Genomic DNA, 12,699 nt, shown 5'->3' with positions numbered 1-12,699 from the left:
CACTATTCTGCAGGCTGTGCTGTAGCAGAATAGGTCTTTCCTGTTGTCTCTAAGGCTCCTTGATCAAGAACCTCATTCGTTACCATCTTTGTGCTATGACCGTTAATCTCCACCATGAAACTTGGTGAAAAAGTACGGTTCCCTTCAAATGACGTGATTACAAAACGGTTATTCACAATTTTAGATGGCTTCACTACTAACCAAGCATAAGGATATCTTGGGTCATTCATTTTAAAGGAGCTTTGCATCACTAAGCCATTTCCATTTAACGGTTTGTAAGTGCCATTAATCCCGTTATCTGAAACGTAACCAAACATATAGGTTTTACCAAGGTAATAATTATTATTAGTTACCATCTTGTTTCCCCAGAAACAAGTAAAGAGATACCACTTTCCCTTGTATTCAAAGAGATTAGGACGCTCCATTTCATCGGAACTTGCGTTAGCTGTCAACATTGGCTTCATAATTTTCTTAACGGTAAAGTCAGAATTCAATTCCAATTTTCCTAATGTTGCATTCGCTAAGTATGTGCGGTTGTACTCCGTTTCATTACCCTTTTTATTCAAACGATTCACATCTTTTTTAAAGAATGACGAACTACCAAAATATTTAGCGTTTGAAAAATTATTTTTACCTTGATAGCCGGTTTCTGTTCCAGTATTTCCTTCAAAAGCCAGGTAGTACTTACCACCATCTGCAACAAAATGTGGATCACGCAAAGCATAGGAATCAGCGGAATCCCCTTTAAATTGAATCTGATCAACCGTTTGATAATACTTACCATCACCTGCAAAAACAGTTTTATGATCAGAAGCTTTAGAGTGGTTAATGACAAGTCCAGATTTCCAATCATCCCCAACCTTAGGATCAATCTCAATTTTCGCCGTTGTTAATGCTTGCCCAGGCTTATTTGTCCCGTATCGATTGGTATAAAACATTCGAAGAGTATTGTCGCTCTTATTCATTTGGGTAGTTGTTCCAGACCATTCACCAATCGCTTGGTTAAGGCAATCATCCTTAGACGAAGCCTTTCCTTCTCCGAAACTAGAGAATACATTACCCAAATATATCCAAGACGAAGCATCCGTGTTTTTATCCGAAATCTTTTGAGCATATAAACCAATCTTAGAACCGATATCATTACTACGATTCCCAACAGCTGTAAGCGCCATCGTTAAACGATACCCATGGTAATTGGCAACCGTGCCATCCGGCGTTGTTACTGGCCAAGAATCCCAAGCCATCACCGGTTCCCACTGACCAGTTTTGCTATTGTATTGCTTAGCACTAGGTATGTTACTCAATAGCTTATCTTCTTTAGCATCGGGCACACGGTAATCAGTACTGTTTTTGACCTTCTCTTCTGTCTTAGAAAAGTCCTGCCGTGTTAAATGCGCAACGCCCATTTGGTTAATGGCTAAACGAATGTTTCGACGGTTATGCCATCCCCAAATTCCAGTTCCAATCACCAGAAGCAACGCCAGAAAAAGCATGCTCTTTAAAATTGGGTGTTTCTTCTTTTTTCGATTACTTCTCTTTAAATCCATCTTCTTTCCCGTTATTCATACATTCTCTCAAAATGCACTACATAATCCCTACATAGAAATATCCCGTTGGCTATTTAGCAAACGGGATATTCTGTGAGCTAGTCAATAAAACTAGAAATTATTTTTCTTTTTTCACTGTTTCAACAACAGGATTAAAATTAAATCCAGCTTTTACACCCTTACGGATGATAGCCAACTTTCCCTTTTTATTCTCAGTTTTTGAGAATGAAATCTGTACATAATCCAACCAAGGTCGAACTTCTGCACGAAGCTTTCGATACCAATCACGTTGACGTGCATAGTAAATCTTATTACGGTAGTGATAGTAGTAACGAGGCGTACGGTCGGCAGAGTCATTCAGCAATGATGAGCCAACGTTTCCCTTAGTAGCATGCGTTACTTGAGCTGCCGGAACAAAGTATCCTGGCATGAAGCGAGCAGCACGTTCCGTGTACTCGATGTCATCCCCCCAAATAAAGAAGTCAGTAATTGGTAATCCAACAGCTTCAACAGCAGCACGAGAAACGAGTAGTGAAACAAAGGTAGCGTTACGAGTTTGAACAGGCTTTGTTTCCGTAGCAGGAATCAACTTGTTATTCATGTAGTGCATCACGTTCATCTTTGCAAGCGATCCGTCTTTCCAAAGCACCTTTGATGCTAAGAATGAGAACTCTGGCTTTTCATTAGCAAAATCCATAAACTTTGCCAATGTATCTGGATGTGCCATTGTATCGTCATCCATCAACCAAACGTAATCGTCATCTGTATGTTCAGCAAAATAACGTACACCACGGTTAAAGCCGCCGGCACCACCGAGGTTTTCTTCTAAACGAAGGTAATCAATCTTATCACCAAGAGATTCTAAGTATTCCTTCGTATCTGCTTCACTCTTATTATCAACAACAATGATGTGTGACAATGGATATTCTTGGTTAAAAAGTGCTTCCAAAGATTGCTTCAACAAATCTAAGCGGTTATATGTGACGACAACCGCAGAAACTTTTTTTTGTTCAGACATTTTTATAATTCTGCTTTCTATTAAATATCTTTATTATTCTTTGCAAATTCAACGTCAGGTCGGAAACTTCTACCAGCCTTCAAACCTTTTTTCAAAACTGCTAACTTTTCATCTTTACGTTCTGTTTTAGCAAAACGCATCTGCCAAAGCTCTAAGTGTAATTTAACCATTCCCTTTAGGCGTGGTAAAAATTCGCGCTGGTTTACATAATAGTAACGGTTTCGATATGAGTAAAAATACCGAGGTGTTCGATTGGGACCGTCATCCATTAGTGATGAACCAACATTGCTGGCCATTTTGTGCGTTACCTTTGAGGCAGGCACAAAATAACCGGGAGCAACTCGAGCAGCACGCTCAGTATACTCAATGTCGTCACCCCAAATGAAGAAATCAGTAATTGGCAAACCAATTTTTTCGATAATCTCCCGCTTAATCATCAGTGAAACGAAACTAGCGTTTTTAAGTTCTAGGGGTTCAACTTGATCTTCGGGAACTTCACCATCGCCTGGTTGTTTCTCAACCGCTGATGGAAGGTTCATCTTTGAACGATGGCCATCAATCCAACGAACATCGGAAGCTAAGAATGAAAAGTTTGGTTGATCATCTGCATAGCTTAACAACTGTTCCAATGTGTCAGGATGAGTGACAGTATCATCATCCATTACCCAAACAAAGTCATCCTTTGTTTCTTCCATAAAATAACGAATTCCATGGTTAAAACCACCGGCACCTCCCAGATTCTCTTCTAATCTGAGATAATCAATACTATTCCCTAAAGATTCAAGATAATCCTTAGTATCATGATTACTGGCGTTATCCACCACTATAAGATGGGACACAGGAACCGTTTGGCTTTTAATGCTTTCAATAACTTCTTTAAGCAGCTCTAACCGATTATAGGTCACAACGACTGCTGATACTGATTTTGTCATGTCATATCCTTATCGTGATTTATCTAATTGATTATATCATATTGAAAAACTGAACTACTTCCTTTTACCACTCCTTAAATATTAAAAAGTAAATGGCCTTACTAAGTTTTTTAGAGTAAAAATGTGATATTTTATATAAGGTTAGAAAAATAAAAGTCAAAAAAATAGAGAATAAGCATGTCAACATTACATAAAATAATCACATCCAAAAAAGCACTCATACTATTCAACTCATTATTAATAGTAGTCTTTGCTGCGTTTAGTCTACTTCCAGCATTTTCACAAGGATATTTTAACTGCTCAACTGACGGTTTTTTTCACTTGAACCGCTTTGAAAACGTCATACTAGCACTTCAAAATCACCATATTCCTTCAATGTTTAACTATTTAGTAGCACCAAGCTATTTTAGTTATCCAGGAGTTGCGATTAGCGCCATGTATCCTTGGATTGGTGGATTCACTTTTATCATACCTAGGTTATTTATTAGCGATCCGTATACAGGCCTTATATGGGGTTTCTTTCTATTAAATTTACTGACCATTGTTAACACATTTAGTTTGTTAAAATCATTAACTAATAATTATTGGATGATATGGTTTGGAACAATTATTTATGAATTCAATAATTTCCATTTTATTGATTTATACACACGAGTCGCCATTGGTGAATGTTTTGGTTATGCCTGGATGCCCTTAGTAATCCTAGGGTTAATCCAAATCCATCGAGGCCAAAAAAAAGGTATTTTTGTTCTTGGCTTATCCATGGGAATGTTGGGAAATAGTCATCTACTATCATTAATGATGGCTATTTGCTTTATTATCATTTATGAAATTAACAAAGTAATTAAAAAAGAAATTAACCTAGAAATAATTAAGAGCTTAGTTTTCGCATCACTCGTTGCGTTAGCAATTTCTGCATATTCCCTATTCAACATTCTATTAATGTACAAACGGGCAACCCCCTTCATCACTCCTTTCTTAGGAGTTACCGGATCAAATGTTAACGATTATATCAGTCAACTATTTACTAATAGCATGGGAGAAAATCTACCATGGAGCTATGGTATTGCAGTTGTGCTAATTCAACTCGTCCTTACTTGTTTGTTATTTACAAAGAAAGTTCAAAATTCCGCTTGTAAATCATGGATTATTTCTGCCGATATATTATTTGTCCTCACATTTAATATTTTCCCATGGGAGATACTTAAGAACACGCCATTGGGTTTGATTCAATTCCTTGGACGATTAAACGCCTTCATCGTATTGTTTATCGTTATCGCCGTCGCTTTGTATCCAATGCAACGGCTAACAATTAGTCCAAAGTTAATAATTACCTTTATTTCTCTAGTCATTATTGCTCTGACATTTAATGGTTCATCTCATGTTACCCAGATTAAACCTAGTTGGTCTAACCATCGGGATAAAATCACTCAGGAAAATTATAAAGAAATCGTAACTACGCGCTATAGTTTTGGTGATTATATACCAAAGGGCGTCTTGAAAGAAAATCTTCAAATAAAGAATCCAAAAGATAGCCGATTTGCAATTACTAACCGAACTGAAAATTCAATTCAGTTCTTGGTCATAAACGATAGTGATGCAAATATTACGCTACCTACTGTCTTGTACAATCACTTTAACTACCAAATTACAGATAATGGTAAAAATATTAAATCAATTAATAACAAAATGGTTTGCCTAAATCTTAAAAAAGGTCAACACGTTATAAACGTTCAATCAGACGAAAGCTCGCACAAATTATTATTTATAACTTCTACGCTTAGCATACTGCTTACTACCCTAGTCGCCTTGATAAAAAGAAAATAAAAAAGGTCCGAAGAAATAATCTTCGGGCCTTTTCCATTAATTTGAAATTTTAACGCAAATAGTATGAACCATCATTTCCAAAGAAGTAATGACGACCATCAATCATTTGGTCACCTTGTACAGCGCGGCCATTAGCATCAGTATAATACTTCATACCCCAAGCTTCACGCCAACCGGCATTCTGACGAACGCCGTCAATAAACCAGTAATATGTTCCCATATAGAATCGGAAACCGGTAAATAGATTACCGTTCTCATACCAACGGTAACCACCGTTTTGTGATGAACCGTCGTAGATATAACCTGATACGGGACGTTCATAATATGTGTTATCCGTACCAAAGTTATATGCTTTACCATCAATGGTTTGAATTCCCTGTACAGCTCGACCAGTGGCATCTGTATAGTATGTCATACCCCATGCCTGACGCCAACCAGCGTTTTGACGTACGCCATCAACGAACCAGTAGTAGGTTCCCATGTAGTAACGGAATCCTGTAAAGAGTTTACCGTTTTCGTACCATCGATAACCACCGTTTTGTGATGAACCATCATAAAGGTAACCAGATGAACGCAAGTAGTAAGAACCATCATTTCCAAAGTCAAAGTTCTGACCATTAATGTTGTAAATACCTTGCACAGCACGTCCGTTATCATCTGTGTAGTATAAACGTCCCCAGGCTTCATGCCATCCACGGTTTTGGCGAACACCATTCACGAACCAATAGTAAGTTCCCATGTAATAACGGAAACCAGTATAAAGCTGACCATTTTCAAACCAGCGATACCCATTCACAGATGGATCAAATAAGTAACCAGAAGTGCTCATTTCCACTTTTCCAGAACCACTATCCGCATGATACTTTTTGCCATTTACCCAAATATCCTGATTAAATACCTGGCTACCATCTTTATTAAAGTATTTCCACTCACCATCAATCAATTTGAGTCCAGTATCAATTTCTCCATCAAATGAATTTGCATGATACCATTTGCCATTATTCTCGAAATACTTGCCAAAAATCTGTACACCTTCATTTGTAAAGTATTTCCAGTGTCCATCAATTAGTTTCAATCCGGTATCGATTTCACCATCACCTTGATTGGTATGATACCATTTACCGTTATTCTGGAAAAACTTTCCAAAGACCTGCATACCTTCACTAGTAAAGTATTTCCAATGGCCATCAATATCACATAGGCCGGTATCCAAACGTCCATTGACTGAATTAGCATGGAACCAGTTTCCTTTATCATAAAAATACAACCCAACAATTTTTTTACCATCTGAATCAAAATAGTATCGGTATCCTCCAATAACATTTCGACCAGTCACTATATGTCCATCCAATGGATCCGCGTAATATTCGGCATTATTTTCTGAAAAGAAATTCCCTTTAATTAACTGACCTAAAGTATTGAAATATAGTTTTTTATTATCAATATGCTGGAAACCGATTAACAATTGGTTTGTTAATTTATCAAAATAATATTGATTTTCGCCATCTGGGCTAAAGAAACCACCAGTTAAATGTAATTCCTTTAGAATTCCAGTCTTTGAATCAGAAAAATACCAGTTACTTTCAATATTTAGTACTCTATTTTTAACTAGATTATTTTCATCGTCAAAAAAATACAATTTGTCATCTATTGTTGATAACCCTTTAGCTAAGACTCCATCAGAATTAGAATAAATAGTCTTATTATTAAAGTCATTAAATTCGTTCTTACTTAAGACACCATTAGAATTGAAAAAGTATATTTTTCCATCAATCTTTTGAATCCCCTTAACAAATGTATGTCCGTTAAAGTACATAGTTGTTTTAGGGTCAATAGTTATAAATCCAGCTTCATGATTAAGATTTGAAGAATTCTCGTTTATTAAATCAAAAATACTTTTTTCTAACTGTTGAAGTTGAGTATTCAATACATTAATTGAAGAATTCTGAATAGCTATATAAGCGTATTTTGAAGTACCATTACTTTGTTTATCATATGACTTTGATTGGCTATCACAATTACCATACGCTGTACTCAAACTTTTAACTTTTTGGTCAAGTTCCTCATACTTGGAATTTTTTACACTAATGTGTAGCAAAGCAGCAATTTTTGATAACAAATCAGCATCTGATGCTAATTTTTGCGCCGATTCTTTTGTACTCAATAATTCAATATTTTTATTAATATCAAATTCATTTGTAGATATTACGGCATCAGAATCAATAGTATATGCATATGGTGAATTTGGAACATTAGCATAACTCAAAAGAGTAAACATCTTTCCTATTTCAGGTATATAAATTTCAATTGAAGTATTATCAACATAAAATTGAATATTAGAAATATTTTTAACACCTGTATTAAATGATGTCTGATAATTTTTGTTTCCTAAGACTCCATTTTCACGTTTCACTTGGAAATATCCATTATTGAAAACTACATCTATGTTCGAACTATTATCTTTACGTTTAAAATTAATATGGAACGAAGATTTAGCTTCATTAAACTTAACGTCTAACTTTTGGCTAGTTGTAACCGTATTAGATATACCTTTTTGATAGTTAGAAGTTTGTAAATCTTTTACATCTCCTGGATCAATAGGAATCTGATACAACTGACCATTTCTCCATTGTAATACCCTTGATAAAGATAACCCGCCTTGGTGGCCACTGAATCCAACATTCCAATTACCTAACCAACCAAGAAAAATCTGATTGTTTTCATCCAACTTTACGGCATTAGCACCATATACATCAAATCCTTGATCAATAGACCCCGTTTTAGAATTAGAATCAATTTGAAAAATCCCATCACTATCAAAATGCCCCGTTACATACGCAGCACCAGAAAAAGTTGAATCCTTAGGATTTTGTGCACCAAAAATCATGATTGGCTGACCCGAAATTGTAGTTACATATGGTGATTCTACACGAATTTTTTGCAAATCAACTACTTGATTACTATATTGTTCTAAGTTCTGACTTCCTAGAGTGGTCAAATCAATAGTCTTATTCGTATATTTCCAATTGTATCCATCATTAGATTCAATAATATAAAACTTATGATCATCCGCTCCTGCTACATATGAAACAAGTTTCTTTCCAGAGTTCACAGTAACTGTTGAAAAATCTCTAAGTCCTGATACAAATGGTACGGAAGATAAGTCCAAAGCTCTTCTACAAATTGGTTTAAATTGCTCTCCATTATTAGAATATGCTAAATATCCTGTATCATTGGCACCTGAAAACAAAGCAATAACAGCATCAGAATTAATCTTATTTCCCTTAAAATCCTCTTTATACCAACTAGCACCATTGTATTTAGAATTATTTTTAAAAGTACCACCACCGATAGCAAAATCCCAGGGTACGTCTTTAATATCGGTACTTTTTTCAACATCGAATCCGGTTAAATTATCATACTTTTGATTAGGTTTTGGTATTCCAATATTTTTGTAGGTAAAAGGGTTAATCATCATAGGGCAAGAATGTAGACAAATTATAAGTTTTAAAATGATACCACTCTTGATCACCAACGCTTTTACCAACAGATGACCATAAGTAATACCCCTCGTAATAATCGATTTCCCCATGAGAATTGTAATGAGGATAAATACTTGTCACATCATTTGAAAAACCTTGAGGGTTATTAAAATGGAAATTTTGATTTAAATCATTTCCTACCAACAAGGGATTATCAAGAATCATTTTATTATGAATTTGAACACTAATCTCTTCTGATAATTTTGTCTGTAACGTATTAGGTATATTGCCTTTATTTCCTTTTATAGCTTTTTCATTAGAAGAATAAGTACTTGAAGTTAAAATACTTTCTTTTAGCGCATTAGCAGATACGTTTTTATCTACACTAATTAATAAAGAAAATAAAAGAGTAACAAAAAAAACTGAAACTAATCTTTGGTAATACTTCCTACTAATTAACTTTTCCCTCAATACCTTCACTTTCACGTTTATACCTTTTATTCTTTCTAATTTTAAATACAAATGATATGAATATAATCCAACCCAAAGCTGAAAATACAAAAGCCATTTTTTCAACTAGCGGAACCATTTGCTTAATAACGATAACATCTGAAGACTTTAATGAACCACTTACTGTGACTAAACCATTTTCAATATTATAGCTTACTAATTTACCGTTAATAAATACATTTAGTTTTGTCTTGTTATAACCAAAGACAGGTAATGCAATTTTTGTTGCATGCACATCACTAGATGGGCTAAATGAAATCATATTATAGCTTGACGTGAAATTTTTTGTTTCTACGTAATGGTTAGTGGATGTTTTCAATTCATGCATTGCAACATGCTTGGCCCTATCATCATACTTTAAGAACTTTGACTGAGTATCCTTTAAAACATGTCGTGGTGCATAATCAGAAAAATTCATTAAATTCCATGAAGCTGAATCATCTAGCATAGAATCCGTGAATGAAGGAAAATCATAAAGATGATATCCATCTTCATTTTTGTCAATACTTGTCTCAACATCTTTCGTGGTAGCAACCCATAATGTTCCATCTTCATTTACCTTTGGGAACCAATACTGATAAATACCGCTACCTAAGAAGATTGAAAAAATTACAGAACAAATCAATATCGTTTTTTGATTTTTAAATTGCTTAGATATATTGGCCAAGCTAAATATAGAAAACATAATAGCCATATACAGTCCCCACTGAAAGAGACGATATGGGAATTGAATGACATTTACTGATGTATGTTGCAAGAAGAATGGCCATGATGAGGCTGCTGTTCCCAGGAGAGCTATAATCAAACTTAGTGAAGTTCCAAGTGAAATTTTCTTAGTAATAAAAATCGAAATAATAACAAAAGCTATCATCACGAGATACATCGGATTTTCAATAATCGAAGACAAGTAGATTCGATTATAACCTGTAAAGAAGCTTGCAGGTTGTGGAGGAAAAGCAATTTCATTGTAATGCCCAAAATAAATAACTGGTAAATACACAATCATACCTGTTAGGGCAGTAAGAGCAATCGTTTTAACTCCTGTCAGAACAACGCTTACCCATTCTTTTTGATTGAAAAGAACAAAAAGGGAATAAATTAATACAAATACTACTAAGAATAACGTCGTTAGCAGATGAGTATACAATGCAAAAGAAAATCCAAGTACTAAATAAATATATGCATTTTTCTTGCGTAAATTAATTAATCCATAAGCAATAAATGGAAAAGAAAGTTTACCAATTGCTTCTCCTCCCGTTGAAGCGATATCAAAGGAAATAACTACCGCTCCCCAAAATATCGCCATCGCAAGAGAAAAGGATCTTGATTTAGCCAGCTTATATCTCAATAGTACGTATACAGCTATAGTATTCAAATATAAAACAAAACAAACAACAATTTTCAGTACCGTTATTGCTCCCAGCCCCTTTGGTAAAATTGCGGTAATCATTTGTAAAAGAACTGGAGGATAAAATACATTAACGATACTTCCTACTCTACCCAGAGAAGCAAAGTTTTGTGGATATAGAAAATCAAATCTGCTCTGGTATAAATTATAAATTCTTGAAAGATGGAAATAATCATCGGAGTGAATATGGATTGGAGTCCATAATATATTACTCAACATTAGGATAGGGAAAATAATCAAAAATCCCCATGCTATAACTTCGCCACTAGAAAATATATTTTTTATTTTACTTGATGTCATGAACTTGGATTTCCTTCCCTACTTTTCCATTATTTTCATAATTCACATCAATTTCACGAAGAGAATTTTTATACAAGAACTTATCAATATCTACACTAATAAACTTATATCCATTAATTGATAAAATATCTAAACTTGAAAAGTCGAGTTGCTTTTCTCCATGATCCGTTACTAATTTCAACTTACCATTTTGAATATTATTCGCATCATCCTTCAAAAATAGAACAACTGTCTTTCTATTCAAATTTTCATCATCATTATAAATATTAATTTTAGAAAATACTGGATTGTCACGAACAGCAAACTGAGTCTTTGAAAGTAATTTTGAATCTGTATAATCAAAATGTGCTCTTACTTCATGAACATAACCATAATAACCGTAATATTGACCAATTTTGTGGTTGAAATAACGATCATAAGGATCATTATTAGGCCTCAATACACGACCAATATACCAGGAAGGAATATTAACACTGCCACTATGATTTTTAGCAGCTTCCTTCATTAAATGAATCCTAATTGCACTTTCTTTTCCAGCTAAATTAAATGAGTGAACTTCCAAAGAGTAACTAAGGACGAAAAAGACTAATAAAGGTAAAAATAAAATTGAAATAGAAACTTTTTCAATTTTAGAAGTTACCTCAGCTGAAAGTAATTGATTAATAGCAAAACTCATTGAAACTAGGAAGAATACGAATGCCCCCTGTAATGCACGTTGTGGAATTTCAGGCGAAAATGTAAACAACGCATTACTAAGTATTCCCATTGCTCCAAAAATAATGGTCCAACTCATTGCCTTACGGTCACTCTTATTAAATAGAAAGGCAGCAATTAAAATGAGAGTAAAAATTAAGAAAAAGAAACCATAATTAGAAAATGAATATGTAAACACTCCATTAACAAAAAAGTCGTGAATCTTTACAAATAATGACTCTTGTTTAAAAATAGGTGAACTGATTTCTTGCCTAATACTGTTCCCTGGAGCCAATATCAATACACTAGCACCGATTACTGAAAAAAGAGTACCGGTAATCCAATTAAACGAGTAATGTTTAGTTTTTAAAAAATTATAGATAACTAATCCAAGGCTCAATAAAACAACAACCGGAGCTGTATTTTCATTTGATAAACCGGCTGCAAAAGCAACCAAGAAATAAAGAATCTTCTTGATTATATTCTTAGTTCTAAAATCAGTATAAAAAGCTAAATTTAAATAAACTAATATCCAAACATTTGTAAATAAGTAATTTGATGCACCAACTGTCCAAAAAGTTGTTTGCCCTAAATTGGGATTACAAATCCAATAAACGATAAAGATAAATACAAACGAAAATGCAGAGATATTCTTTTTCTTAAAAACATTACTTGGTAATTGTGCAATCAAGAAAATTAATAATACTAATGCTGCACTCTTAAACAATGCAACAAAAAAATGTGGAAATTGAAGAAGAACTCTAGATTCAAAATCTGTAAGTAGTCGGCCTGACCAATCAAAATAAAAATGATAAGACATACTAACTAAGTTACGAATAAAACCATGTTCACCTGTTACAAGTGCAAATGATACATCATCAGAAACAAAAGGAATCAGTAAATTAGGAATTAAAGTAATTACAAATAAAATAATACTTATTAGTATTATTTTTTTGTTTTTTATTGTTTTTAGCATCGACAT

8 protein-coding genes are annotated in these 12,699 nt (G+C 34.1%); 1 reads left to right on the top strand and 7 read right to left on the bottom strand.

Features of this window, described 5'->3' with window-relative positions; all coding sequences use genetic code 11:
• Positions 1-2: 2 nt before the first annotated feature.
• From BMZ93_RS00950 to BMZ93_RS00940, 3 genes are all read right to left on the bottom strand, one after another.
• Complete coding sequence (locus tag BMZ93_RS00950) at positions 3-1,493, bottom strand: glycoside hydrolase family 68 protein (protein WP_159427772.1); 1,491 nt, start codon at positions 1,491-1,493, stop codon at positions 3-5.
• A gap of 172 nt (positions 1,494-1,665) precedes the next feature.
• Positions 1,666-2,565 (bottom strand): glycosyltransferase family 2 protein, encoded by a 900-nt coding sequence (locus tag BMZ93_RS00945; RefSeq protein ID WP_091501289.1) that lies wholly within the window; start codon positions 2,563-2,565, stop codon positions 1,666-1,668.
• A gap of 20 nt (positions 2,566-2,585) precedes the next feature.
• The gene (locus BMZ93_RS00940; protein WP_091501287.1) at positions 2,586-3,497 is read right to left on the bottom strand and encodes a glycosyltransferase family 2 protein; all 912 of its coding nucleotides are present in this window, start codon (positions 3,495-3,497) and stop codon (positions 2,586-2,588) included.
• Positions 3,498-3,674: 177 nt separating this feature from the next.
• On the opposite strand from BMZ93_RS00940, the gene BMZ93_RS00935 reads away from it, so the two are divergent.
• Positions 3,675-5,324, top strand: a complete 1,650-nt coding sequence (locus BMZ93_RS00935) for a glycosyltransferase family protein (RefSeq protein ID WP_091501285.1) — start codon at positions 3,675-3,677, stop codon at positions 5,322-5,324.
• A 49-nt stretch (positions 5,325-5,373) separates the two neighbouring features.
• On the opposite strand, the gene BMZ93_RS00930 is transcribed toward BMZ93_RS00935, so the two are convergent.
• The 4 genes from BMZ93_RS00930 to BMZ93_RS00920 are packed head-to-tail and all read right to left on the bottom strand — an operon-like array spanning position 5,374 to position 12,699.
• Positions 5,374-8,802 (bottom strand): hypothetical protein, encoded by a 3,429-nt coding sequence (locus BMZ93_RS00930; protein WP_159427771.1) that lies wholly within the window; start codon positions 8,800-8,802, stop codon positions 5,374-5,376.
• Positions 8,792-9,292, bottom strand: a complete 501-nt coding sequence (locus BMZ93_RS06560; protein ID WP_159427770.1) for a hypothetical protein — start codon at positions 9,290-9,292, stop codon at positions 8,792-8,794. The genes BMZ93_RS00930 and BMZ93_RS06560 overlap by 11 nt, the downstream gene beginning before the upstream one ends.
• Positions 9,258-11,024, bottom strand: coding sequence for a glycosyltransferase family protein (locus BMZ93_RS00925; RefSeq protein WP_091501282.1), 1,767 nt, complete (start codon positions 11,022-11,024; stop codon positions 9,258-9,260). The genes BMZ93_RS06560 and BMZ93_RS00925 overlap by 35 nt, the downstream gene beginning before the upstream one ends.
• Positions 11,011-12,699 (bottom strand): DUF6056 family protein, encoded by a 1,689-nt coding sequence (locus BMZ93_RS00920; RefSeq protein WP_091501280.1) that lies wholly within the window; start codon positions 12,697-12,699, stop codon positions 11,011-11,013. The genes BMZ93_RS00925 and BMZ93_RS00920 overlap by 14 nt, the downstream gene beginning before the upstream one ends.

This window comes from Fructobacillus durionis, from assembly GCF_900112405.1.
GTDB lineage: Bacteria > Bacillota > Bacilli > Lactobacillales > Lactobacillaceae > Fructobacillus > Fructobacillus durionis.
The sequence above is the reverse complement of the archived record's forward strand: the minus strand, read 5'-3'. Positions and strand labels throughout refer to the sequence as shown.

What these genes read in the sequence shown, in the direction of transcription:
- BMZ93_RS00950 (WP_159427772.1), bottom strand. Translation starts at nt 1,493, where the DNA reads ATGCTTTTTCTGGCGTTGCTTCTGGTGATTGGAACTGGAATTTGGGGA.
- BMZ93_RS00945 (WP_091501289.1), bottom strand. Translation starts at nt 2,565, where the DNA reads ATGTCTGAACAAAAAAAAGTTTCTGCGGTTGTCGTCACATATAACCGC.
- BMZ93_RS00940 (WP_091501287.1), bottom strand. Translation starts at nt 3,497, where the DNA reads ATGACAAAATCAGTATCAGCAGTCGTTGTGACCTATAATCGGTTAGAG.
- BMZ93_RS00935 (WP_091501285.1), top strand. Translation starts at nt 3,675, where the DNA reads ATGTCAACATTACATAAAATAATCACATCCAAAAAAGCACTCATACTA.
- BMZ93_RS00930 (WP_159427771.1), bottom strand. Translation starts at nt 8,802, where the DNA reads ATGATGATTAACCCTTTTACCTACAAAAATATTGGAATACCAAAACCT.
- BMZ93_RS00925 (WP_091501282.1), bottom strand. Translation starts at nt 11,024, where the DNA reads ATGACATCAAGTAAAATAAAAAATATATTTTCTAGTGGCGAAGTTATA.
- BMZ93_RS00920 (WP_091501280.1), bottom strand. Translation starts at nt 12,699, where the DNA reads ATGTCGATGCTAAAAACAATAAAAAACAAAAAAATAATACTAATAAGT.